This window comes from Nonomuraea sp. 10N515B (assembly GCF_052245915.1).
Classification (GTDB): domain Bacteria; phylum Actinomycetota; class Actinomycetes; order Streptosporangiales; family Streptosporangiaceae; genus Nonomuraea.
On the sequence record NZ_JBQQBQ010000011.1, the window covers coordinates 195,562 to 218,535 of the forward strand.

20 protein-coding genes are annotated in these 22,974 nt (G+C 70.7%); 9 read left to right on the top strand and 11 right to left on the bottom strand.

What is annotated here, in order from left to right; translation table 11 throughout:
- Positions 1–120: 120 nt before the first annotated feature.
- Positions 121–1,368 (bottom strand): MFS transporter, encoded by a 1,248-nt coding sequence (locus ACTWQA_RS19035; RefSeq protein WP_443160525.1) that lies wholly within the window; start codon positions 1,366–1,368, stop codon positions 121–123.
- A gap of 136 nt (positions 1,369–1,504) precedes the next feature.
- Between ACTWQA_RS19035 and panB the strand changes: the two genes are divergently transcribed.
- Entirely contained in the window at positions 1,505–2,335 is an 831-nt protein-coding gene (panB, locus tag ACTWQA_RS19040; RefSeq protein ID WP_305919748.1) for a 3-methyl-2-oxobutanoate hydroxymethyltransferase, read from the top strand.
- A 567-nt stretch (positions 2,336–2,902) separates the two neighbouring features.
- Positions 2,903–3,466, top strand: coding sequence for a DinB family protein (locus ACTWQA_RS19045; protein WP_443160526.1), 564 nt, complete (start codon positions 2,903–2,905; stop codon positions 3,464–3,466).
- Between the two features lie 524 nt (positions 3,467–3,990).
- Here ACTWQA_RS19045 and ACTWQA_RS19050 read toward each other — a convergent pair.
- Positions 3,991–4,947 carry a serine/threonine dehydratase gene (locus ACTWQA_RS19050; protein WP_443160527.1) on the bottom strand — a complete coding sequence of 319 codons (957 nt, stop codon included), beginning with the start codon at positions 4,945–4,947 and terminating at the stop codon, positions 3,991–3,993.
- Positions 4,948–4,974: 27 nt separating this feature from the next.
- Complete coding sequence (locus ACTWQA_RS19055) at positions 4,975–6,147, bottom strand: trans-sulfuration enzyme family protein (protein WP_443160528.1); 1,173 nt, start codon at positions 6,145–6,147, stop codon at positions 4,975–4,977.
- A gap of 59 nt (positions 6,148–6,206) precedes the next feature.
- Here ACTWQA_RS19055 and yczR point away from each other — a divergent pair, with 59 nt between their 5' ends.
- Positions 6,207–7,649 carry an aminotransferase class I/II-fold pyridoxal phosphate-dependent enzyme gene (gene yczR / locus ACTWQA_RS19060; RefSeq protein ID WP_443160529.1) on the top strand — a complete coding sequence of 481 codons (1,443 nt, stop codon included), beginning with the start codon at positions 6,207–6,209 and terminating at the stop codon, positions 7,647–7,649.
- Between the two features lie 13 nt (positions 7,650–7,662).
- Positions 7,663–8,364: an alpha/beta hydrolase gene (locus ACTWQA_RS19065; RefSeq protein WP_443160530.1), complete on the top strand. Its 702-nt coding sequence runs from the start codon at positions 7,663–7,665 to the stop codon at positions 8,362–8,364.
- Positions 8,365–8,434: 70 nt separating this feature from the next.
- Here ACTWQA_RS19065 and npdG read toward each other — a convergent pair whose 3' ends face one another.
- Positions 8,435–9,088, bottom strand: coding sequence for an NADPH-dependent F420 reductase (gene npdG / locus ACTWQA_RS19070; RefSeq protein ID WP_443160531.1), 654 nt, complete (start codon positions 9,086–9,088; stop codon positions 8,435–8,437).
- 204 nt (positions 9,089–9,292) lie between these two features.
- On the bottom strand, positions 9,293–10,435 hold the full coding sequence (locus ACTWQA_RS19075) for a lipase family protein (protein WP_443160532.1): 1,143 nt from the start codon (positions 10,433–10,435) through the stop codon (positions 9,293–9,295).
- A 174-nt stretch (positions 10,436–10,609) separates the two neighbouring features.
- Here ACTWQA_RS19075 and ACTWQA_RS19080 point away from each other — a divergent pair, with 174 nt between their 5' ends.
- Positions 10,610–11,188, top strand: a complete 579-nt coding sequence (locus ACTWQA_RS19080; RefSeq protein ID WP_305919741.1) for a hypothetical protein — start codon at positions 10,610–10,612, stop codon at positions 11,186–11,188.
- A gap of 199 nt (positions 11,189–11,387) precedes the next feature.
- On the opposite strand, the gene ACTWQA_RS19085 is transcribed toward ACTWQA_RS19080, so the two are convergent.
- Positions 11,388–12,344, bottom strand: a complete 957-nt coding sequence (locus ACTWQA_RS19085; protein ID WP_443160533.1) for a LysR family transcriptional regulator — start codon at positions 12,342–12,344, stop codon at positions 11,388–11,390.
- A gap of 73 nt (positions 12,345–12,417) precedes the next feature.
- Between ACTWQA_RS19085 and ACTWQA_RS19090 the strand changes: the two genes are divergently transcribed.
- Together ACTWQA_RS19090 and ACTWQA_RS19095 are read left to right on the top strand one after the other, a co-directional pair.
- Positions 12,418–12,669: a CBU_0592 family membrane protein gene (locus tag ACTWQA_RS19090; protein WP_327583389.1), complete on the top strand. Its 252-nt coding sequence runs from the start codon at positions 12,418–12,420 to the stop codon at positions 12,667–12,669.
- Entirely contained in the window at positions 12,666–13,310 is a 645-nt protein-coding gene (locus tag ACTWQA_RS19095; RefSeq protein WP_443160534.1) for a cyclase family protein, read from the top strand. The genes ACTWQA_RS19090 and ACTWQA_RS19095 overlap by 4 nt, the downstream gene beginning before the upstream one ends.
- On the opposite strand, the gene ACTWQA_RS19100 is transcribed toward ACTWQA_RS19095, so the two are convergent.
- Entirely contained in the window at positions 13,307–13,483 is a 177-nt protein-coding gene (locus ACTWQA_RS19100) for a hypothetical protein (RefSeq protein ID WP_305919737.1), read from the bottom strand. The two genes, ACTWQA_RS19095 and ACTWQA_RS19100, sit on opposite strands and share 4 nt — an antisense overlap.
- Positions 13,484–13,515: 32 nt before the next feature.
- Between ACTWQA_RS19100 and map the strand changes: the two genes are divergently transcribed.
- Positions 13,516–14,364 (top strand): type I methionyl aminopeptidase, encoded by an 849-nt coding sequence (map, locus tag ACTWQA_RS19105; RefSeq protein ID WP_443160535.1) that lies wholly within the window; start codon positions 13,516–13,518, stop codon positions 14,362–14,364.
- Between the two features lie 125 nt (positions 14,365–14,489).
- Here the strand turns inward: map and ACTWQA_RS19110 are convergent, their stop codons facing one another.
- The 4 genes from ACTWQA_RS19110 to ACTWQA_RS19125 all read right to left on the bottom strand — a co-directional run bounded on the left by ACTWQA_RS19110 (position 14,490) and on the right by ACTWQA_RS19125 (position 19,005).
- The gene (locus ACTWQA_RS19110; RefSeq protein ID WP_327583391.1) at positions 14,490–14,882 is read right to left on the bottom strand and encodes a sensor histidine kinase; all 393 of its coding nucleotides are present in this window, start codon (positions 14,880–14,882) and stop codon (positions 14,490–14,492) included.
- Between the two features lie 207 nt (positions 14,883–15,089).
- Entirely contained in the window at positions 15,090–17,066 is a 1,977-nt protein-coding gene (locus ACTWQA_RS19115) for a cytochrome c oxidase assembly protein (protein WP_443160536.1), read from the bottom strand.
- Positions 17,063–17,677, bottom strand: coding sequence for a copper resistance protein CopC (locus tag ACTWQA_RS19120; RefSeq protein ID WP_443160537.1), 615 nt, complete (start codon positions 17,675–17,677; stop codon positions 17,063–17,065). The genes ACTWQA_RS19115 and ACTWQA_RS19120 overlap by 4 nt, the downstream gene beginning before the upstream one ends.
- Before the next feature lie 44 nt (positions 17,678–17,721).
- The gene (locus tag ACTWQA_RS19125; RefSeq protein WP_443160538.1) at positions 17,722–19,005 is read right to left on the bottom strand and encodes a helix-turn-helix domain-containing protein; all 1,284 of its coding nucleotides are present in this window, start codon (positions 19,003–19,005) and stop codon (positions 17,722–17,724) included.
- A gap of 430 nt (positions 19,006–19,435) precedes the next feature.
- Here ACTWQA_RS19125 and ACTWQA_RS19130 point away from each other — a divergent pair, with 430 nt between their 5' ends.
- Positions 19,436–22,342 carry a BTAD domain-containing putative transcriptional regulator gene (locus ACTWQA_RS19130; RefSeq protein ID WP_443160539.1) on the top strand — a complete coding sequence of 969 codons (2,907 nt, stop codon included), beginning with the start codon at positions 19,436–19,438 and terminating at the stop codon, positions 22,340–22,342.
- Positions 22,343–22,974: the final 632 nt, after the last annotated feature.

Consider the following 22,974-nt stretch of genomic DNA (forward strand, 5'->3'; position numbering starts at 1 on the left):
TATTCCGATACGCAACGGTCCCGTTTCGTAAACTCCATGTGAACTCCGGGCGTGCCTCCGTTCCGCCCGCAGCCTGTGCGGCACCGACGCCCCTGCAACCGGTGCCGCGACGAGCGTGCGTCAGCTCAGCGTGGAAGGAACCGGAGCCGGTGTCCCCTGTGCGACGTCCTCGGCCGGCATGGAGGAAGCTCCCTGCGGACGGCGCCGCCAGAACGGCAAGGCGACCAGCACCATGGCCACCCCCACCAGCCCCGCCACCGTGAACGCCCAAGCCGGGCCGACGCCGTCGATGACGGCCCCGGCGATCGGAGCCGAAGCGGCGCCGCCGATCAGCAGAGCGGTGCCGTGGAGGCCCATCGCCTCACCTCTGGCACGGGCGGGCACCCATCCGCTGACGGCGTCGACGGTGGACGACAGCGATGGCGCGCAGAGCAACCCGGCCGGCAGGAGGGCGACGACCAGCCAGCGCCAGTCGCCGCCTGCCAAGCCCACCGGAATGGTCAGCAAGCCCATGCCCCCGATGAGCGTCAGGGGCGTGAAGCCGCGCGACAGGCCGCCGTAGACCAGACCGCCGATCAGCGAGTAGAGGCACCAGATGCCCACGGCGAGGCCGACCCACGCGGTCTGGTGAGCCTGGGTCATGGTCGCGACCAGGGCGAGCTCGCTCGCAGTGAGCACGAACGTGGCCGCCGCCACTGTGCCGAGTAGCGCCCCGAACGCCGGCGTGAACCACTGGCTCCTGGGCAGCCTGACGCCCGACTGCTCTTCCCGGCTTTCCTTCTCGTCGGCCGACCGGGTGGGCGGGTTGAGCACGATCAGCCCCAGCCCGGCGGCGGTCATGCCGGCCCCGACGACCGCCATGGTCACGCCGCTGCCCAGCGTCGTGATGCCGGCCACCGCCAGCGCCGGCCCCGTCATGTAGGACATCTCAACCAGGATCGAGTCGAGCGCGAAGCCGGTGCGCCGCTGCGGAACGGGCACCATGGCCGCCAGGCACTGCCTGATCACGCTGAACACCGGCAGCGCCAGCAGCCCCGCCAGAGCCGCCGCGACGAGCAGGACGGGGAACGGCAGCGCCCACGCGCCCGCCCAGAACGCCGCCTGCGCCACCGTGGTGACGGCGAGCACGGGACGCAGGCCGTGCTTGTCGACGAGCCTTCCCGACAACGGCGAGCCGACCGCCATGCCGATCGTGCTCGCCAGGGTGACCAGCCCCGCCTTGGCGTAGCCGAGCTCGAGCACCACGGCCACGTGCAGGGTCAGTGCCATGCCCGTGGCCGTGGCAGGAACCCGGGCCAGCAGCCCCACCATCAGCAACGTGGGGACGCCCCGGATCCTGAGCAGGCGTCGGTAAGGGTCGAGAGCCATGTCGTTGATTACCTCCACGTTGATTGTGGCAACAGGCACCGACAGTTTCGCCACAGGTTTTCCGCCCGTGCCATCATCAGAAGGAGTCCGGGGACGCCACTGGGGCGCCTCGAGACGTTTTCCGGAGGGTTTACGCATGTCCTCTTCAACCACGCTGTACGGCGGCGTCTCCGGGCGCCGTGTCACCGTCCGCGATCTCGCCGCCGCCAAGGAGCGCGGAGAGCGGTGGCCCATGGTCACCGCCTACGACGCGATGACGGCGCGGGTGTTCGATGCGGCGGGCATCCCGGTTCTGCTGGTGGGCGACTCGGCGGCCATGGTCGTCTACGGCTACGACTCCACGCTCCCCGTCACGGTCGATGACCTGCTGCCTCTGACGGCGGCCGTCGTGCGCGGGTCGTCCCGCGCGCTCGTGGTCGCGGATCTGCCGTTCGGGTCTTACCAGTCCTCCCCCCAGCAGGCGCTGGAGTCGGCGGCACGCTTCATGAAGGAGGCGGGCGCCCACGCGGTCAAGCTGGAGGGCGGCCGCCGGATCCTGCCGCAGGTGGAGGCGCTGGTCGCGGCGGGCGTGCCGGTCATGGCGCATCTCGGGCTGACCCCGCAGTCGGTCAACGTCCTGGGCGGCTACCGCGTGCAGGGGCGGGGGCAGTCGGGCGACGAGCTCATGGCGGACGCCAAGGATCTGGAGCGGGCCGGGGCGTTCTCGGTGGTGCTGGAATGCGTGCCGGCCGACCTGGCGGAGCGGGTGACGACGTCGCTCGCGATCCCGACGATCGGCATCGGGGCGGGGGCGGCGACGGACGCGCAGGTCCTGGTGTGGCAGGACCTGATGGGGTTGACGCCGCGCCCGGCCAAGTTCGTCAAGCGGTATGCGGACCTGGCCGCCGACATGGATCGCGCCGTCCGGGCCTTCGCCGACGAGGTCGCCTCCGGCGCCTTCCCCGCCCCGGAGCACACCTACACCTGACCCGTCCCCGCATCAGCGACCTGGGACCCGGCCGCACGAACCGATGCTCGGGCGGCCGGCCCACCCGCACGGCACGTTCTGAGGCGCCATCACGCCAATGGCGGACGCGAGCGGGCGGCGGGCCATAGCACGCTGGCCGGCCGCCCCGAGGGCGTACAGCCGTGACCGGCCGACAGGCGCGCAGGTGGGGGCGGCCTGGCTATGTAGGTGAGGACTGGTACTAGTTGTCAGTCAGGTGAGGCTCCACCCCTCTGGGCCGGAAAACGGTGTCGGTGCGTTTTGGTACCACGCTTGTCCGGCTGGTGAGACGATCGGGGTGCTCCGCATGGCGAGGGGGCACCGATGGCCAACAAGGGCAAGGCCGAACTGTTCGCGGCGATCCGTCGTGACGCCCGGCTGGAAGGCATGTCGGCGCGGGCGCTGGCCCGTAAGTACGGCGTGCACCGGCGGACGGTGACTGGAGGAGATCAAACGCTGAGCCCTTGGGATACGCGGCTCGCGGCCCACGGCCGTCGACGGCGTCCGCGAGGTTCGCAGCCAGGTCTCCGTCGTCTGTAGGGTGCGGAGATGACAAGAAGCGAGCGGCTCGCGGAGCAGCTGGACCGGCACTGGCGCAAGAACCTGCGGCCGCGGCTGGACGGTCTTACCGATGAGGAGTACTTCTGGGAGCCGGTGCGCGGCTGCTGGAGCATCCGCCCACATGGCACGTCGGCCGCACCGATGTCGGCAGGTTCGGGGGAGTGGACGATGGACTTCGCGTCCCCTGACCCGGTGCCGGCGCCGGTGACCACGATTGCCTGGCGGCTGGCGCACATCATCGTCTCGTGCCTGGGCTATCGGGTCGGATGGCACTTCGGCGGCCAGGACGTCGACTCCCAGACATTCGCCTACGCGGGGACCGCTGACGAGGCGCTAAAACAGCTCGATGAGATGTACGGGAGATGGAACGCGGGGGTCCGCGAGCTCTCGGACGCTGACCTGGACAATCCGCCCACGGTGGGGCCCGAGCAGTTTCCCATGGAGGGCATCGTCCTGCACGTCAACAGGGAGCTGATCCATCACGGTGCCGAGATTTCTCTGCTGCGCGACCTCTACCGCTGGCAGGACGGAGCCGTACCGCGCCGAATATGACTTTTCGGTAACCGGCGATCGAGCTTCGAAACTTACTGGACTCCGTGACGCTCCGTGGCTGCTGCCGCCGCGAGGCTTCACGATCTTTAACCGCCCTTCTACCTGCATGTTCGAAGGTGGCGAAGCTTCACCACTGATAGATGCGCGCGTAACCCTCCGCCGGCACACCGGGCAAACATGAAAGCGCCCCCGTTCCCCGGCTACATGCCGTGGAGCGGGAGGCGCAGTGCGTCAGGTGATGGTGAGTTGCCAGATGGCGACAACGATGGCGGCGAGGTAGTACCGAGCCAACACACCCGACGTGCCCAACATGCCTCACGGCCCCACCGCACCCCAGATAGCCACCGGAAGATCGACAACTCCGCAGAGCGGTGCCAAAACTCGCCTTCAGATCATGGCGAGTTGATCAGCAAGTGGAGCCAAAAGAGACCGACGATCGGCACCTGAACTCACCGACGAAATCAGCGGCCGGCGGGCGCGCGGGCGGGGGCGGATCCTGCCCCGCGGGGCAGGAGCACGCGTGGTCAGGAGTTGCCGAGGGTGGCGGGGTCGGTGTTGGAGCCGCAGACGACCACGGCCACCCGCTCCCCCGCCCTCGGCGTGTACGCGCCCGACAGCAGCGCCGCGTACGCCGCCGCGCCCGCGTGCTCGGCCACCAGCCGGTGCCGCTCCCACAACGTCCGGCGGGCCGCCACGATCGCCTCGTCGCTCACCAGCACGCTCTCCACCCGCGGCCCCGAGAGGATCTCGAAGGCCAGGCCGCCGATCTGGCTCGCACCCAGGGCGTCGGCCGCCACCCCGCCGACCTCGACCGGCACCGGCCGGGCGGCCCGGAGCGCCTCGCGGAGGGTTGGGATGCGCTCGGGCTCGACCGCGACGATCCGCGGACCCGCCGCGCCCGCCGCCCCCGCCGCGCCGGCCGAACGCGCGGACGTCCCCACAGTGATCCCCCCGGCGAAGCCGCCGCCTCCGACGGCCACCACCACGGTGTCCACGCCCCCGGTCTGCTCCATGATCTCCAGCCCGGTGGTCCCCTGCCCGGCCACCACCTCCGGCTGATCGTAGGCGTGCACGCTCAGCGCACCGGTCTCGGCGGCCCTCTTGGCCGCAGCCTCCGCGGCGTCCGAGTAGATGGCCCCGGTCTGTGTGATATCCGCCCCCAGCGCCGCCAGCCCGGCCACCTTCACCGGGCTGGTCACCTCGGGCACGAAGATCTCGGCCCGCACCCCCAGCGCCTTCGCGGCGTACGCCACCGCCAGCCCATGGTTCCCCCCGCTGGCCGCGATCACCCCGCTGTCCGGCAGGGCACCCGCCGACAACATCCGGTTGAAGGCCCCGCGCACCTTGAACGATCCGGAATATTGCAGCAGCTCCAGCTTGAGGAACAGCCCTGGCGAGACCTCGAGCACGGGCGTGCGCAGCACGAGCCCGGAGATCCGCCCGGCGGCGGCCAGCACATCCTCATACGCGACGGCAGTCATGGAATCACACCCTAAGACGGAGGAACGCTACGACAGTGCCTGGGAGACGTCGGCCCAGAGGTCCTCAGGATGTTCGATGCCCACCGCGATCCGCACCGTGCCCTCGCCGATCCCGCTCCTGGCCAGCTCGTCCGGGCTCAGCGCGCGGTGCGAGGTGGTGGCCGGGTGCAGGATGAGCGTCTCGACGCCGCCGAGTGAGGGGGCGAGCAGCGCGAGGCGTACCGAGCTCATGAACTTCTCCCCCGCGGCCCGCCCGCCGACCAGGTCGAACGAGAACACCCCGCCGAAGCCGGGCAGCAGCTTGCCGGCCAACTCGTACGACGGATGCGACGCCAGCCCCGGCCAGTGCACCGCCTGGACGGCGGGGTGCTCGGCCAGCCGGGTGGCCAGGAACTCGGCGTTGGAGCAGTGGCGTTCCATGCGCAGCGCGAGCGTCTGCAGCCCGCGCAGCGTCAGCCAGGCCGCGAACGGGTCGGCCGAGGCGCCCAGCTCGATCGCGAAGTGCCAGATCCGCTCGTAGAGCGCGGTGTCGGCGAAGACCGCGAGGCCGCCCACCACGTCGGTGTGCCCGGACAGATATTTGGTGGTCGAGTGGATGACGATGTCCGCCCTATGCTCGAAGGGCCGGCACAACATGGCCGTGGCGAACGTGTTGTCCACCACGGACGGGATCCCCAGTTCGCGCGCCACCCCGCACATCCCGGGCAGATCGGCCACCAGCGTCATCGGGTTGCTGATCGTCTCCAGGTAGACGAGCCTGGTCTCGGGCCGCACGGCCGCACGCAGCGCGGCGGGATCGTTCTCGGGCACGTACGTGACCGTGATCCCGAACCTGCCCACCAGCTCGTTGAGCATCGCGGCCGTCCCTCCGTACAGCGACCGCTGGGCGATCAGGTGGTCGCCGGGCTGGAGCAGGCCGAGCAGGACGGTGTTGATCGCGCCCATGCCGGAGCCCGCGGCGATGGCGGCCGCGCCGCCCTCGAGCCCGGCGACGGCCAGCTCCAGCGAGCGCACGGTCGGGTTGGTGTAGCGCCCGTACACGAATGCCCCGTCGGGACGCCCCATCGCGTCGGCCATCACGGCAGGGTCGTCGAAGACGAACCCCGAGGTCTGGTAGATCGGCATGGTGATCGGGCGGCTGCCCTCGACGGGCGGCTGAGGGACGTGGACGGCCCTGGTCTCGGGGCGGAAATCGGTCATGTGGCCATGATTTCCGGTGCGGGGATTCACCGTCAGAGCCAATCGGGCAGAATTGGTTCATGAATGGGGCCAATCTGGATGACCTCGTCGATCTGCTGGGGCGGTGGGCGTCGGGACGCGGACCGCTCTACCTGCTGCTGGCGGTCCGGCTGCGGGCGCTGATCGACGACGGCGTGCTCCCACCGGGTGACGCGCTGCCGCCCGACCGGGTGCTGGCCAAGCGGCTCGCGGTGGGCCGGGGCACCGTGGTGGCGGCGTACGACCTGCTGCAGCAGGAAGGCCGCGTGGTGCGCCGCCAGGGCAGCGGCACCCGGGTGGCCCCGCTCGACCTGCCCGCGACGAGGGCGGCCGACGGCGTGGTCGCCAATCCGCTGCTGCAGCACATCCTGCATCCGCCGGACGGGGTGATCCTGCTGACGTGCGCCGCTCCCCATGATCCGCCGCAGGCGTTGTTCGAGGCGTACGAGGAGGCGGGGGCGCGGCTGGCCGGCGTGCGCGACCTGGGCTACCAGCCGGCGGGCAACGCCGAACTGCGCGCCGCGCTGGCGGACTACTACTGCGCCCGCGGCGTGCCGACGACGCCGGAGGAGATCATCACGACGACGGGCGCCCAGCAGGCGCTCACGCTGCTCACCGCGCTGCTGGCGGCGCCGGGCGACACCGTGCTGACCGAGTCGCCGACGTACCCGGGCTCGCTGGAGGTGTTCAGGCACGCCGCCGCGGTGGTCAAGCCCGTGACGCCGGAGCAGCTGCGCGACGCCCTGCGCGAACGTCCCGCGTTCACCTACTTCGTCCCCACCGCGCGCAACCCGGACGGCGCCGTCATGGCCAACCACGACCGCAGGCGGCTGGTGGCTCTGACCGGCGAGCACGACGTGCCGCTGATCGATGACGAGGTCTGCGCCGAGCTGTGCTTCTCCGGCGAGACGCCGCCCCCGCTGGCCGCGTTCGGGCCCAGGGCCGGACAGGGCGAGCACGTCATCACGATCGGCTCGCTGAGCAAGCTCGTCTGGGGCGGGCTGCGCGTGGGCTGGATCCGCGCGGCGGCGCCGCTCATCTCCCGGTTGGCCCGGCTGCGGGCCGTGCACGACCTCGGGGGCGAGGTCTTCAGCCAGCTCGCCGCCGCGGCGCTGCTACGCCGCCTGGAGGAGGTGCGCGCGGCCCGCGTGCGCGGGCTCCGCGAGCGCCACGACCACCTGTGCGCCGAGTTGCGCGGGAGCCTGCCGTCGTGGTCGTTCGAGCCCGCCCACGGCGGCCAGACGATCTGGGTACGGATCCCGCGCGGGGACGTCGACGCCTTCTCCCAGGTGGCGCTGCGGCACGGGGTGGCGGTGCCGCCGGGCAGATCGTTCGACCCCCTGGGCGGGCACGCCGACCACATGCGGCTGCACTTCCTGTTCCCGGCCGACGAGCTTTCGCGAGCGGTGAACAACCTGGCGGCGGCCTGGGCGGTCTTCGACGGAGCGGGGCGCACGGCCTCCCGCCACACCCTCATCGTCTGAAAGTGTGGGACGTGTGGAGACGACTCTTATCGAGAAGACCTTCGTCCTCGTGCACAGCCCCTCCGTCGGACCGTCGACCTGGGCTCCCGTGGCCGAGTTGCTGCAGCGCCGCGGACACGCCGCCGTGGTGCCCGAAGTGACCGGCATCTCCGTCGGCGGGCCGCCTTACTGGCCGCGGGTGGTGGCGGCGGTCAGGGACGCCACGCCCGACACGCCTGTGGTGCTGGTGGGGCACAGCAACGCGGGGTTCTTCCTGCCGCTGATCAAGGAAGGGCTGGGCGATCGCGTGGTGGCGTGCGTGTTCGCCGACGCGCACATCCCGCCCCGCGACGGGCTGATCAAGGTCGCGGACGACGGTTTCCTGCCGTTCCTGCACGATCTGGCCGGGCCCGACGGGGTGCTGCCGCGCTGGACCGACTGGTGGGACGAGGAGGACGTGGTGGCCATGCTGCCCGATCCCGCCGTACGCGTGCGGGTCGCGGGAGAGCAGCCGCGGCTGCCGCTCGACTACTACACACAGTCCATCCCCGTGCCCGCCGGGTGGGACGAGGTCAGGTGCTCGTGCCTGTGGTTCGGGCCTCCGTACGACAAGGTCGCCGAGGAGGCGCACCGGCGGGGCTGGCCCGTGACCCGCGTCCCCGGCAACCACCTGCACCAGATCGTCGACCCCGAAGGCGTCACGGACGCGCTGCTGAAGCTGTCGCGCACGTCGTGAATTCGGGCTGACCGGCCAGGCAGGCACGACGATCCGCAACAAGATCAACGCCATCCGCTGGCTGTGATCTTTAGATGTCGGTGATGCGCAGCCCCGCGTGCGCCTTGTAGCGGCGGTTCACGGAGATGATGTTGGCGGTGAGCGCCTCGATCTGGTGGGCGTTGCGCAGCCGGCCGCCATAGACGCCGCGCACGCCCGGAATGACGTCCGCCAGCGCCTGCACCGTGTCGGTCGCCTCCCGGTCGTCGCCCAGCACCAGGACGTCCAGGTCCACCTTGTCCACCGCCGGATCCATCAGCACGACGGCCGACACGTGGTGGAAGGCCGCCACCACCCGGCTGTCCGGGAGCACCGCCGCGGCCTGCTGGGCGGCGCTGCCCTCCTCGACGGGCAGCGCATACGCGCCCTGCTTGTCGAACCCGAGCGGGTTCACGCAGTCCACCACGATCTTCCCTGCCAGCTCGGCGCGCAGGGACTCCAGCAACGCCTTGTGGCCCTCGTACGGCACCGCAACGATCACGATGTCGGCCTGGGCGGCCACGGCGGCGTTCTCATCACCCGTGACGCCCGACCCGATGGAGTCGGCCGCGTCCTGGGCGCGTGGCGCGCTGCGCGAGCCGATCAGCACCTGATGGCCCGCCAGTGCGAACCGCCGCGCCAGCCCCTTCCCCTGGTCGCCGGTGCCGCCGAGGATGCCGATGGAAAGCCCGTTCACGTCAGTCATAAGCCGCATCATGCCAGCACCCCGCTCCCACCCCACCGCCGCCCACACCCTCCGCCACCGCCCGCCGCCTTCCAGCGCCCGGCCTGCGCGGTGCGGCGCCGGCCCGTCGCCAGCAGGATGATCGGCCACTCAACACCGGCAACACCGGCAAGCAACAGCCGGGCCCGGGACAGGGCCAGGGCCCGGCTGTGCGATCGCAGGCCGCTAACAGTTGCCGAACGCCGGCAGCCCGAGTATCCGCAGCGTCAGCCACTCGATGGCGAGCGGCCCACCCTCAACGGCCCCCGTGACATGGTCGGGCGCGGGCAGCGCCGCCCACCGTACGTTCACCCCCGCGCGGCAGTACTCCGAGCGCAGAGTGGATCCCACCGCGAGCGGAATGATCTCGTCACCCCTGGCGTGGTACAGGAACATCGGCACCCGCGGCGTGACCGCCCCGAGCCGGTTCTCGGCCAGCCGCGCCAGCCACTTGGGCTGGTTGAGCAGGTCGATCGGGCTCAGGTCGGAGAAGCGGAGCCCGGCGAGCCGGTCGAGGTCCCCCACGCAGTCGTCGGCGGCATCGGCGAGCAGCGCCCGTCCCCGGTCGTTGAGATCGGCCTCGAGGTCGAGCTCGGGGTAGGCGGCGTCGAGCCCGACCCCGGCGGCCGCGGCCAGCCCGAAGTTCTCATCGCCGTCCAGGTGGCTCGCCACGGCGCGCAGGTCGGCGGGCACGCCGCCCGCGGCCACGCCCCTGAGTCTGAGGTCGGGCGCGTAGGCGGGCTGCAGCTGGGCGGCCCACCCGGCCGACGCGCCGCCCTGGGAGTAGCCCATGACGGCGACCGGCGCCCGGGTCGACAGCCCGGCCGCCGGCACCCGCATGGCGGCCCTGACCGCGTCGAGCACGGCGTGGCCCTGCGAGATCCCCGCCATGTAGGTGTGCTGCCCCGGCGTCCCGAGGCCTTCGTAGTCGGTCACGACCACGGCGAACCCTTTGAGCAGGAACAGGCTGACCAGCGCCAGCTCGGCCTCCCTGCCCTCGCTCATGCTGACGGACGGGGCGCACTGGTCGCCGAGGCCGTGGGTGCCGGTGGCGTACCCGATGATCGGGCGCGCGCCCAGCGGGTAACCGCTCTTGGGCACGAGCAGTGTGCCGGACACCGCGTTGAGCGCGCCGATGGCGGAGGTGGAGTGGTAGAGGATGCGCCAGGCGTTGACCGGCACCTCCAGTAGCTTCCCCGGTAGGAGGTAGACGGTGGTGGGCTGTGCGGAGACCACGTCTCCCGCCGTCGCGGCGCGCGCGGGGGCCGTGGTGAGGGACATGATCGATAACAGGATCACGGACACGCTGACGCGGACACGTAAGTTCATGTGCCGCCCCTCTCCCTGAGAATCACTCGACTTGGGACGGCGGCGCCGCGAGCCGATCGTTACCCGAGGGTAACTCCATGTCAAGGCCCGAAATGACGGAGAAACACAGCTTGTGTCAATACATCACTCGCGAAACAGCTCCCCCGAACGGACTCGTCAGGCACCATGGAACCCATGGACTCAGGATCGGTAGCCCTTCTGCGCGAACTCCTGGCCCAGACCGGCTGGCTCGAACGCGCCCGCGAGCTCGGCCACGCCCTGCGCGCCACCCGCTCCCCTGGCGGCCTGCTGCTGGTGGGCACCCCTGACGACGAGCCATGGCACCTGACCGCGCACCTCGGCGATGAGGCCCGGTTCTCCGGTCTGCCGCAGCTGACGCCCACCCTGGTGCGCTGGGCGCCACCCCTCGACGCGCCCGCCCACCTGCGCGTCGGCCTCGACCGGCTGGAGCAGGCGGCGCGGGGCGAGACGTTGTTCGTGCTGTCGGAGCAGCAGGCGCCGGTGCCGCTGCTCGAGCGGGTGAACGACGCCCGCCACACGGGCGCGACCATCCTGGCGATCGAGGGCGGCGACACGGAGCTGGCCGGTCTGGCGCACGACAGGATCGCGGTGCCGCGGGACGGGCTGGTGACGTTCGACGGCGCGCAGCATCTGGTGAGCGCGGCGGCCGGGGAGGTGGAGCAGCGGCTCGGCCTGCGCGCCCGCCTGGCCCGCCTCCTGGAGAAGGTCAGCGGCCCCCAACTGGCCGACTGATCCGCAGCCCCGCTACGCGGCCAAGCTCCGACCATCCCCGTCCCCCGACCGCACCCGCCAGGCACAGCCCGGCCACACAGCCCGGCCGAGCACAATCCGGCCAGACACAGTCCCAGCCAGACACAGTCCCGGCCCAGGCAAAGTCCCGGCCGAGCGGGTACAGGAGCCGAGCGGGTCCAGGAGCCGAGCGGCTCGCCGACTACGAGTCGAGCGGTTCGGGGGTGCGCAGACGGCCGCTGAGAGGCGTCGCCAGGGCCGCCGTGGCCTCCTCGATCGCGCCGATCACCACGGCCTGCACCGGATCCGGCTCCCCCGACCTCGTACGGCTGACCCGGGTCACGGCGTCAAGCCGCCGCGCCCCCACATCCCGCAACCCGCTCACCCGCACCTCGCCTTCGGGCACGTCCAAGAGGGCCAAGGCGGGCACGATCGCCACCCCGTGCCCAGCCGCCACCAGCGCCAGCGTCGGCCCGAACTCCGTGATGACGTGCACCTTGCGCGGCTCGAACCCGTGCAGCCCCGCCAGCCGCTCCAGCGCCTGCCCGGTCGCCTGGCTCGGCTCCCCGGCCACCCACGGCACCTCCGTCAGGTCGGCGAAGGCACGCGGCGGGTCCGGCCAGTCGGGCGGCAGCACGATGCGGTACTCGTCCACGTAGAGCAGGCGCGTGCTCAGCGACGGCTGCGACAGCGCGGGCAGTCCCATGTCCTGCTCGGTGATGAGCACGTCCACCGCGCCCATCCGCAGCTCCTGCAGCGCGGGCTGGCCGTAGATCTCGTGGATGATCGGTGTGATCTTGGGATGCCGTACGGCGAGCTCCCGCATGGCCGGCACCAGCACGTGCGTGATCACCGTGGGGAACGCGGCGATGCGCACGGGCCCGGCCAGCCGTTCGGTGAACCGGGTGAGCTCCCGCCTGGCCTCCAGCAGCTCCTCCTCCACCCGTTCCGCGTACCCGGCCAGCACCCGCCCGGCCGGGGTGAGCGACACGCTGCGCTGGGAGCGGTCGATGAGCGCCAGCCCGACCTCGCGCTCGAGCTGGGCGAGCTGCTGGGACACCGCGGAGGGCGTCAGGTGGAGCGCCTCGGCGGCCCGCATCACGCCGCCGCGGCGGGCGACCTCATGCAGGACGCGCAGCCGCCGAGGATCAATGTCCATGAAGGACAGCTTACGACCACCTTTAGGTTTCTTTATTTGTGCTTCAGCGCCAAATTTCCGGACAATGGCGCTCATGGATTTGCTCCTCGCCGCCGTCGGGTGGGCGGGCGCCGCCGCGCTCCTGCTCGGCTACGCCCTGGTATCGTCGTCCCGCCTTTCCGGGGACGGGGTGGCATACCAGCTGCTCAACCTGTTCGGCTCGGTCGGTCTCATGGTCAACAGCGCCTACAGCGCCGCGTGGCCCTCGGCCGGGCTCAACCTGGTGTGGGCCGCGATCGGCGGGGTGGCCCTGATCAAACTCGCACGCGTAGGAGTGGCCAAATGATCGTCGAGCTCAGCCATCGCATCGTCGACGGCATGGTGACCTATCCCGGCATCCCCGGCCCCAAGCTGGGCGTACATCTCAGCCGGGAGGACTCCCGCGAGGTGTACGCGCCGGGCACGGAGTTCCACATCGGCACGATCACCTTGGCCGCCAACACCGGAACCTACCTGGACACGCCCTACCACCGCTACGCCGACGGCCCCGACCTGTCACAGGTGCCGCTGACCAAGCTCGCCGATCTCCCGGGACTCGTCGTGCGCGCCCAGCGACCGCGGGAGGTGGTCCTGGACCAGGGCCTGGACGTACGCGGCAAGGCCGTGCTGATCCACACCGGCTGGGACCGCCACTTCGGCACCGACGCCTACACCCACGGCCACCCCTACCTGGCGCCGGAGTCGGCCAAGTGGCTGGCCGAGCAGGGCGCGGCGCTGGTCGGCATCGATTCGCTCAACATCGACGACACCCCGCCGCACGGCGAGCGCCCCGCCCACACGATCTTGCTGGAGGCGGGGATCCCGCTGGTGGAGCACCTGACGGGCCTGGCGGAGCTGCCCGGCGAGGGCTTCCGCTTCCATGCCGCGCCACCGATGATCGCCGGCATGGGGACCTTCCCCGTCCGGGCCTACGCCATCGTCACCTAATCGTCGTCCTCGTCGGCCTCGTCCCATGCCTTGTTGCGCTCGGCGGCGCGTTGCAGTGCCCCGGCCGCCTCCTGCTCGGAGGAGTAGGGACCCATCCGGTCCTTGTTGGGGCAGCCCTGCTCGGGCTCGACCCGCATGTGCTTGAGACAGAACCACCACTGGCCTTCGCTCACGAGGTCAATTCTGCCCCGTAGACTCCTAGTTCATGACGACACTGCTCCAGCCAGGGCGAGTTTCGCCCTTGCGAAAGGTCCCCGCCCACATCGAGCGGCCGGAGTACGTCGGCAAGAAGCGCCCCAAGATCGGCGAGTCCGACGTGAAGACCCCCGAGATCATCGAGCGGATGCGGGTGGCGGGCAGGATCGCCGCCCAAGCGCTCGAGGAGGTGGGCAAGCACGTCCAGCCGGGCGTCACCACCGACGAGCTCGACAGGATCGGCCACGAGTTCCTCCTCGACCACGGCGCCTATCCCAGCACGCTGGGCTACAAGGGCTACCCCAAGTCCCTGTGCACCTCGATCAACGAGGTGATCTGCCACGGCATCCCCGACGACACCGTGCTGCGCGACGGTGACATCGTCAACGTCGACATCACCGCCTACATCGGCGGCGTGCACGGCGACACGGACGCGACGTTCCTGGTGGGCGAGGTGGACGAGGAGTCGCGGCTGCTGGTCGAGCGCACCCGCGAGGCGACGATGCGCGCCATCAAGGCGGTCGCCCCCGGCCGCCAGCTCAACGTGGTGGGGCGGGTCATCGAGGCGTACGCCAAGCGCTTCGGCTACGGCGTCGTCCGCGACTTCACCGGCCACGGCATCGGCACGAGCTTCCACTCCGGCCTGATGGTCCCCCACTACGACGATCCGACGCTGCGGGTGGAGCTGGTGCCCGGCATGACGTTCACGATCGAGCCGATGCTCACGCTGGGGACGATCGAGTACGACATCTGGCCGGACAAGTGGACCGCGGTGACGAAGGACCGCAAGCGCACGGCCCAGTTCGAGCACACGATCGTGGTCACGGAATCGGGCAGCGAAATCCTCACCCTCCCGTAATCCAACACCGCCACCCGCAAGTCCGGCCGGTTGCCGACGCGCCGCCGGCGCCGCCGGCGCCGCAGAACCGCGGCGGCGGCAGCGCGGGACAGACCTCCGTGACTGCAACGCTCCATCCGGCACGCTCAGTGACGTTGTGTGGGCACCACCCCGGTGATCGTGGTGCCTTCGCCGTGCACACTGTTGACCGACAAACTCCCCCCGACCTCGGCAAGCGCCGCCCGCATCCGCGCGATCCCCCGCCCCGCCCCCGTCGCCGGGAAACCCTGGCCGTTGTCGCTGACGGTCATGCGCAACCCGCTCTTGCCGGCCGTCACGGCGATGGACACGGTCCTGGCCCTGCTGTGCTGCTCCACGTTGTCCAGGGCCTCACGCAGGGTGGCCATGACGCTGCTGGAGACGCGGGCTGGAACGTCGGTGGCCGGCAACGCCCAGGTCTCAACGGCGATCCCAGTACGCCCCGACCATTCGGCGAGGTAGCTCTCGAGCGCCTCGGCCAGGCTTTGCCCCCCGCGCATGCGTGTCTCTTCCGACAAGGTTCTCGCCTTCCTCGGCACCCCGGGCCGGCGCCGGTTCCCCACTCCGGCGCCCTCACTGGCGGTGCGCAATCCCCCCTCAAGGCTGCGCTCGCTAGCTGACGAGGTTATGCCCGTCTCCCCTGAGAGAAAGGCTACCTGGCGGTCCAGAGACTTGTAGTTGGAAGATAGGAGGGCATGGCCGAACCGCTACTCGCCCTTGTCAGCGCGGTTGAGACGGGCGAGATAGGCGTTGTAGGAGTCGAGTTCTGGATCTCCCGCGCCGGTCCGGTCGGCCCTGCGGTCGGAGCGCCGCGCCTGCCGGGAATCGTCCTTGTACCACTGCACGGCGATGGCCAGCAGCACGATCAGCGTCGGGATCTCGCCGAACCCCCACGCGATGGCGCCGCCGTCCTGCTGGGTCCGCAGCAGGGTGTCGCCCCAGGTGCGGCCGAGTTGCTCGTACCAGCCGGAGGCGATCACCGTGCCCATCATCATCAGCGCGATGCCGAAGAACGCGTGGAACGGCATGGTGACGAAGAGCATGAGCAGCCGCCCGACGTGCGGGAGCCGGTTGGGCCCGGGGTCCACCCCGATGATCACCCAGAAGAACAGGCACCCGCTGATCAGGAAGTGCAGGGTCATCCAGATGTGCCCGAGGTGTTCCGTCATGGCGGACTCGAACAGCGGCGTGAAGTAGAGCGCGTAGGTGGAGGCGATGAAGATGGACGTGGCGACGAGGGGATGCGTGACGACCTTGGTGAACCGGCTGTGCAGGATCGTCGTGATCCACTCGCGCGGCCCCCGGTCACCCTTCCTCGCTGCGGGCTTGAGCGCGCGCAGGGCCAGAGTGACGGGCGCGCCGAGGACGAGGAAGATCGGCACGATCATGGAGAGGGTCATGTGCTCGATCATGTGAATGTCGAACATGACCTGGGCGTATCTGGCCAGGCCGCTCTGCGTGGCGAACACCAGCAGCGCGACGCCGGCGAACCAGGAGACCGTGCGCCCCGGCGGCCAGCGGTCGCCGCGCCGCGCGAGCCTGCGTACGCCGATCCCGTAGAGACCGGCGAGCACGGCGGCCACCACGGCGAAGAACAGGTCGAACCACCACAGGGCGAACACGTTCGCCACGGTGATCTCCGGCGGGAGGGGGAAGCCGAGCAGCTCGAACGCCCGGTCGGCGGGGATGCTGAAGTCGGGCGGCGGCGTGCGCGACAGCGCGACGGCCAGGCCGACGGTGGCGAGCATGAGCAGCATCTCGCCGCCGGCCAGCCGGGTGAACGCCCCGGGCTTGCCGGACGCGAGCTGAGCCAGGGTGCGCCCCCTGTGCCAGTAGCCCACGTAGCCGAGCAGCACGAATGCGACGATCTTCACGACGGCGAGCACGCCGTATTCGGAGGTCCACAGGTCGGACACCGCGCCCAGCCGGGCGACCAGGCTGAACAGCCCGGACAGCCCGACCCCGATGTAGCACCACAGGGCCATCTTGGAGAACCGGGTGGCGGCCACGTCCAGTTGCGGCTGGCGCCGCAGGGCGTGCGTGGCCAGCACGACCAGCCCGCCCACCCACAGGGCCAGCGCGAGCAGGTGCAGCGACACCGCCGAAGTGGCCAGGTCGTGGTTGGGCGAGGAGGAGGTGTGCCCGGTGAGCGGCGCGGGCAGCAGCGTCACGAGTGCGAACACCAGCAGTCCCGCCGCGGCGCCCGCGGTGATCGCGCCTCGTGAGAACAGCGCGATCGCCACGCCGAACAACACGACGAGGGTGAGCGCCACGCCCTGTGTGGTCTGGGTGGCGTAGCTGCTGAGGATGGGACCGTCGAGGATCTGGGGCACGGTGCGGCCGATGGACTCGGCGGCGCCGAACACGATGGCGAGGAACGCCCCGCCGGCCCAGGCCAGCGCCGCCCAGGAGGCGGCCTTGACGTAGTGGAGCGCGGGCTTGCCCAGCACGCCCTTGTCGTTGGGCAGCAGCGCGGCGGCCATCAGCAGCAGTCCGACGGTGAGGAGTCCCGCGCCGTCCATGAGGAGCTTGGACACGGGCAGGCCCCACCTGACGACCGCGCCGGAGTCGGGCAGGCCGGGAATGATCCTGGGGAAGGCCCTGCCTCCGGCGATCATGCCGAGCACCAGCGCGACGACCGCGGCCGCCGCTCCCGCGAACGCGAGACGCGCCGCCCTGCTCATGGCTTCCTTCTCCGTGCGCTGAGGAGGAAGCCGATGCCGATGCCGACGAGCCCGCCGATCACGATGATCAGCCAGACGGGGAAGCCGGCGTCCTGGGTGGCCGACGCCTGGTCGGCCTCCAGCGACGCCTGCCCCGCGGGCGCGGAAGCACCGGTCGGCGCCGCACTCGGCGACGCCTCCCCCGTCCCGGACGGCTCGGGGGTCGCGGACGCGTCACCGGACGGCTCAGGGCTCGGGGACGCCGTCTTCGCGCCCTTGACCGTGAACGGGATCTCCCCTTCGATCGGATGCCCGTCGGACGACACGACCCGGTAGGCGATCGTGTATTTCCCGTCCGGCAGCGGCCCCTTCACCGCCTGCGTCACGACCTTGCCGTCCACCTTCGGGTCGCCGGCCTGCCGCGGGGTGTCCCCGGGCCCGCGCACGATGACGAACGGCATGCGCACCGTGGCGCTGAACTCGAGCTTGACCTCGTCCAGGGCCTCGACTTCCGCCCCCTTGGCCGGGGTGCTGCTTTTGAGCGCGTCATGCGCCAGCGCCGGCCCGGCGGCGCCGAGAACGAGCAGGGCGGCGAGTATCGCGACGAGTGCCGCGAGCGGGGATGTCTTCATAGCATCCTCAAGGCTACCGACGCCACTGCCCGGTCCGGACCGCGCTACAGCCCTACGCAGGCCAGCGCCCGCTGGTACGCCTCCACCGTGCCGTCGGAGTCGCCCAGCTGCTCCATGGTCTCCGCCGTGGCGTACCAGGTGGAGGCGGAACGGCGGGAGTCGGGCAGCGGCGTCATCCAGTCGCGTACGGAGGCCGCGTACCTGACGGCTTCCTCGGACCGGCCCACGGTGGAGTAGACACGGCCAAGCAGGAGGTTCGCCTCGACCCCCAGCACATGCCCGTGCTCGGGAAGCAGGCCCCTGCCGATCAAGGCATGCTCGACGGCCTTGTCGTAGTCGCCGGTCATGTACTCGGCGTAGGCCAGCTCCACATGGACGCGTGCCCGGTCTATCGTGCTGGTTGAGGTCTGCTCGAACTCGGACACCGTGGCATACAGCGCGTCCCGCACCGCCACAGCCTCATGAGGACGCGCCCGCAACCGCTTCTGCAGCAGCGCGAGGCGCATCCTGGCGATGCCGCGTGGCTGGCCGGTCTCGACCTGCACCGCCATCGCCCGCTCGGCGAAGGACAGTGCCTCCTCGTTGTGACCGGTGGCGTGGGCAACGGCCGAGGCGTTCCAGTTGGCGGCCACGACCGAGCGCGGCGTGCCGAGCGCGTCGGCCGCGTTGAGCAGCTCAGCCGCGAACTGGCGGGCGCGCAGCAGGTCGCCGCGGAACATGTAGGCCGACAACAGGGTGGCCCCTAGCTCGACAAGTGCGTCGGTCCAGGGCAGGCGGGTGCTGCCGACCAGCACCTCCTCACCTACCTCGACGGCCTCGGTCAGCCGCTCGCTCTCCCGGTAGGCGCGGCAGAGCACCATGGCGACCTCGATGCGGCGCTCGGGCGAGAGCTCCTCTTCGCGGAGCTTGAGCAGGATGGAGATCGCCTCGTCGAGATCACCGCACGCCTCGTGAGCGAGGGCGAGCCCGAAGTCGGTGTCTTGACGAAGTGTAGTGAGCCCTGTCAGGTTGTTGTTCGCCAACAGCTCGACGAACCGGGTGCGGGCCTCGTTGACCTCGCCGTTCTCGAGCGCCAGCCGCGCGTAGCCGAGCGCGAGTTCGATGTCCTCCATCTGCTCGGCGGTGACACCGTTGATCAGGTAGGACAGCGAGCAGTCCAGTTTCTGAGCCAGCAATTCCAGAACGGCAGGGGTCGGGGTACGCTTGCCACTCTCGATCAACGAGACGTAACTGTCCGACAACTCAGGGTGCGCCAGCTGTGCCTGTGACAGGCCGCGTTGTCGCCGAACCGTCTTAATACGGAGTCCGACCAGGTCAGATGTGGTCACAGTTGTCGCTCCCTGTGAAAATGAGTCCAAGCAACCCCACATAGGCGAGGGAGAACCCCCAATGCGTATGCGTCGTGCCCTGTCCGTCCTGATCACCGCGATTGCGGTCGCGGTGACCGTTGGAGGTAATGCTACGGCCGCGAGTGCCAGTACGTCTTCCCTCTATTCGGCGTTCGACGACAGCGTCTGCTGCTGAGGTAAGGCCCGTGAGAGGGGGCGCACCCACATGCCCTGGCTCGACACCGCACCGCGCCTGGGGCAATGACGCCTTCTGTGCCCTCTCTTCCGGGTCCCCCGCCCAGCGCTGACGACAGCTTACCGACCGGCTCCTATATTCGATCTACATCGTCTCGCGCCCCCCTTCACGAGATAGCGGGAGCGATTACGCTGCCTTGTTGACACGGGATTGGGGGCGACAGCGGAGGCCGGCGTGCGCGAGGGGATCTTCATCCGTCTGCTGGGGGCAGTGACCGCCACGCAGGGCTCTCAGCCCATCGATCTCGGTCCGGCCAGGCAGCGGGCCGCGCTCGCCATTCTCGCCTCCGCCGCCGCCCGTCCCGTCCCGATGGACCAGGTGGTCGCCGGTATCTGGGGCGAGCGGGCCCCGCGCCACGCCGAGCAGAGCGTCTACACCTACATCGCCGGGCTGCGCCGTGCCTTCGAGCCGCACCGGGGGCGCCGCGAGCCGTCGCGGGTGCTGGCCGGCTCATCCGCCGGCTACGTCTTATGTCTGGAGCCCGGACAGGTGGACACGTTGTGGTTCGCCGAGCGCGTGGGCGAGGCCCACCGGGCGCAGCACGCCGGTGACGACCGGCTCGCCCTGCACCTGCTCGACCAATCCCTGGACATGTGGCGGGGCACCGCGCTGAGCGGGCTGCCCGGGCCGTTCGCAGAAGCGGAACGCGCCCGTCTCGAAGACCGGCGGCTGGCGGCGATCGAGCGCCGCGCGGAAGCGCTGCTGCGGCTGGGGCGCCACCAGGAGGCCACCGACGAACTGCGCGACCTCACCCGCCGCCACCCCCTGCGCGAGCTGGTGCGGGAGCTGCTCATGACGGCTCTACTCCGCTCGGGCCGCCGAGCCGAGGCGCTGGAGGTGTACGAGGAGGGCAGGCTCCTGCTCGCCGAGGAGCTGGGCCTGTCTCCCGGCGAGGGGTTGCGCCGGTGCCACGAGATGGTGCTGCGAGCCGACACATCCGCCCAAGGGCCTGAGGCGCCCGCCCCGGAGTCCGGCACACCCGCCCGGGGGCCCGAGACGCCTGGCCCGAGGACGGACATCTCCGTAGAGGCTGAAGCACACACGCTCGTGCCGCATCAGCTGCCCCGCCCGCTGACGGAGTTCGTGGGCAGGGTGCGGGAGACCCTACGGCTGAAGGAGCGGCTGGCGCCGTGGGACGAGAGCCCGCCCGGCCCTCTGGTGATCATCTCCGGACCACCAGGCGTCGGCAAATCGGCTCTGGCCGCACACGTCTCTCACCTGGCGAAGGACCGCTTCCCCGACGGTCAGCTCTACGTGAACTGCCGGGGCGCCACGCCGGAGCTGCCCGCGCTCACCGCGCTGGACGTGCTCGGCCGGTTCCTGCGGGGGCTCGGCGTGCCGGCTCAGTCGGTGCCCGCGGACCTCGACGAGGCGGCCGCCATGTGGCGCAGCCGCCTGCACAGCCGGCGGGTGCTGGCGCTCCTAGACGACGCCGCCGACCTGAGGCAGATCCGGCCGCTGCTGGCGGTGCCGTTCGGCAGCGCGCTGCTGGTCACCAGCCGCGAGAGCATGTCCTGGGGTGAGGACGCCTACCAGCTGGAGCTCGCCCGGATGTCCCAGGCGGAGGCCACCACAATGCTGGCCAAACTGGCCGGCGCGGGCCGGATGGCGGCCGAGACGGAAGAGACGGCGAGGCTCGTCCGCCTGTGCGAGGGACTTCCGCTGGCCCTGCGCATCGCCGGGGCGCGCCTGGCGAGCCGCCCGGACTGGAGCGTGGCGGGGCTGACGGCTCGCCTGAGCGACGAGCGGCGCCGCCTGCACGAGCTGTCGGCCGGGGACCTGGCCGTGCGCTCCAGCCTCTCCGCCAGCCACACCGCGCTCGAACGCGGCCCCCGCCCGGTGGACCGGCTCGCCGCGCACGCCCTCGCACTGCTCGGCCGGCTGCACGTGCCGGAGGTCACCGCGGAGGCAACCGGCGCGCTGCTCGCGGTCCCCCTCCCGGAGGCGGAGGCGGCGCTGGAGCGGCTGGTGGACGCGCACCTGATCGACCGCTCCGGCCCCGCCCGCTACCAGCTACACGACCTCGTCCGCCTCTTCGCAAGCGAGCTATCGCCGGCCGGGGATCGCGAGGCACTGATCCGCGCCCTGTCGTACTACGCCGCCTCCGCGCGCCTGGCCAGCCACGTCAGCGACCCCCACCGGATGCAGCTCGCACGCCCCGTCGACGCCGCCCCCCACTCGATGACGACCCCCGAGGAGGCGAGGGCATGGCTGTACGAGGAGGAGACGGTCCTGTCCGCTGCAGCCCTCCAGGCGCTGAACTCCTCCGACGACACGATCGCCGGGCTCGGCGTCAACCTCGCCTTCGGCCTCAAGTGGCATCAGGCGCGTGCCTACCGCGTGGCGGAGACACTCCAGCTGAACACACTGGCGCTGCAGGTAAGCGAACGGCTCGGCGACGAGGCGAGTGCCCTGCTGGCGCACGACCACATCGCCAACTCCCTGCGCATGACGGGACGTACGGACGAGGCCGTCGCGCATCTCCAGGCCGAGCTCACGCTGGCCGGGCGACTCGGTGACACCTTCGGCGAGATGCGTGCGCTGGGAAACCTGGCCGGCGCCTGCAACTCGGGCGAGCGCTACGAGGAGGCGTTGCCGTGGGCGGAGCGTCAGCTCGCATTGGCCAGGCGCATCGACGCCCGCGTGGGCATGCGGTTCGCGCTCCTCTCCATGGGCAGCGCCCACCTGGGCGCGGGGCGTCCGGAGAATGCGCTCGCACCACTGCGCGAAGGCCTGGCTGACGCCCAGGAAGCCGGGGACACCCATCATGAGGCGCAGCTCCACATCGCGCTCGGAGAGGCCTGTCTTGGCATGGACGACCCGGAGCATGCGCTGCCCCATTTTCTGAAGGGCCATGACCTGATCACCGTGGACGGCTACCGCATTGGGCTGCTGCGCTGCCTCATCGGGATGTCGCGCACGTACCGGATGCTGAGCGACCCCGACCGGGCCCTGGCCTGCGTCAGCGAGGCCGTCGCCGCGGGCGGCGGCCTCGGCCACGCCCGCTGGGAGCGGCGGCTCAGGGACGAACAAGCCGCGGTGCAGGAAGCGCGCGGCTCCGCGCCTGTGCACCGGGTGTGATCACAGCTCAGCGCGGCGGCCAGTGTCCGCCGTCGACAACAAGGGACAGGCAGTTCACGGAGTTAAGGTTCAACCAGGCGCTGTAGACCCGGGCATTCGACGCCAGCCGCCGGAGCGCTCCGCTCGAGTACCCGAGATGGTCGAGCTCGTACAAGACGACCGCTGCACCGGATCGGTCCACGGCCGGCGCACGGGCCCGGGCGGCGCAATGGGAGGTTGATGATGTGGGGATTCGCCACTCCGGGCAACTTATAGCTGGTTCCTCCGCCCAGCCGTGCGCTCACCTCATGCAAGGTGAGACAGTCCGCGCGGTCGTCGGGAACCACGACCGCCCAGCACAGCGCCACATCCGACTCTGGCTCACTGACAAGCCGTTGATCGTGCCGTACACCTCATCGGTCGGAGGCCGTCGGACATCCACGTGATGGCCTCTCAGATCATCGGTGGACAGGCAGATATGATCTTTGCACAATCGGGAGCCCCTTGGACGTCTGCGGCGGCCAATACGTTCCTGTCCGCTCGGAGAACCCTCATTGTGTTCGGACCCCTTGGGCCCTGCTCCGATTCTTGGCAGCGTCCACTTGCCCAGGCCTCCCCTGGCCGAGGGCTGCCTGCGGGCATGCCGTTCTCCA

Bases quoted from the DNA above. Each gene is read 5' to 3' on its own strand.
- ACTWQA_RS19050 (WP_443160527.1), bottom strand. From the start codon at position 4,947: ATGACTGCCGTCGCGTATGAGGATGTGCTGGCCGCCGCCGGGCGGATC.
- ACTWQA_RS19090 (WP_327583389.1), top strand. From the start codon at position 12,418: ATGGATTTGCTCCTCGCCGCCGTCGGGTGGGCGGGCGCCGCCGCGCTC.
- yczR (WP_443160529.1), top strand. From the start codon at position 6,207: ATGAATGGGGCCAATCTGGATGACCTCGTCGATCTGCTGGGGCGGTGG.
- ACTWQA_RS19045 (WP_443160526.1), top strand. From the start codon at position 2,903: ATGACAAGAAGCGAGCGGCTCGCGGAGCAGCTGGACCGGCACTGGCGC.
- map (WP_443160535.1), top strand. From the start codon at position 13,516: ATGACGACACTGCTCCAGCCAGGGCGAGTTTCGCCCTTGCGAAAGGTC.
- ACTWQA_RS19085 (WP_443160533.1), bottom strand. From the start codon at position 12,344: ATGGACATTGATCCTCGGCGGCTGCGCGTCCTGCATGAGGTCGCCCGC.
- npdG (WP_443160531.1), bottom strand. From the start codon at position 9,088: ATGACTGACGTGAACGGGCTTTCCATCGGCATCCTCGGCGGCACCGGC.
- ACTWQA_RS19035 (WP_443160525.1), bottom strand. From the start codon at position 1,368: ATGGCTCTCGACCCTTACCGACGCCTGCTCAGGATCCGGGGCGTCCCC.
- ACTWQA_RS19095 (WP_443160534.1), top strand. From the start codon at position 12,666: ATGATCGTCGAGCTCAGCCATCGCATCGTCGACGGCATGGTGACCTAT.
- ACTWQA_RS19120 (WP_443160537.1), bottom strand. From the start codon at position 17,677: ATGAAGACATCCCCGCTCGCGGCACTCGTCGCGATACTCGCCGCCCTG.
- ACTWQA_RS19110 (WP_327583391.1), bottom strand. From the start codon at position 14,882: ATGCGCGGGGGGCAAAGCCTGGCCGAGGCGCTCGAGAGCTACCTCGCC.
- ACTWQA_RS19075 (WP_443160532.1), bottom strand. From the start codon at position 10,435: ATGAACTTACGTGTCCGCGTCAGCGTGTCCGTGATCCTGTTATCGATC.
- ACTWQA_RS19115 (WP_443160536.1), bottom strand. From the start codon at position 17,066: ATGAGCAGGGCGGCGCGTCTCGCGTTCGCGGGAGCGGCGGCCGCGGTC.
- panB (WP_305919748.1), top strand. From the start codon at position 1,505: ATGTCCTCTTCAACCACGCTGTACGGCGGCGTCTCCGGGCGCCGTGTC.
- ACTWQA_RS19055 (WP_443160528.1), bottom strand. From the start codon at position 6,147: ATGACCGATTTCCGCCCCGAGACCAGGGCCGTCCACGTCCCTCAGCCG.
- ACTWQA_RS19080 (WP_305919741.1), top strand. From the start codon at position 10,610: ATGGACTCAGGATCGGTAGCCCTTCTGCGCGAACTCCTGGCCCAGACC.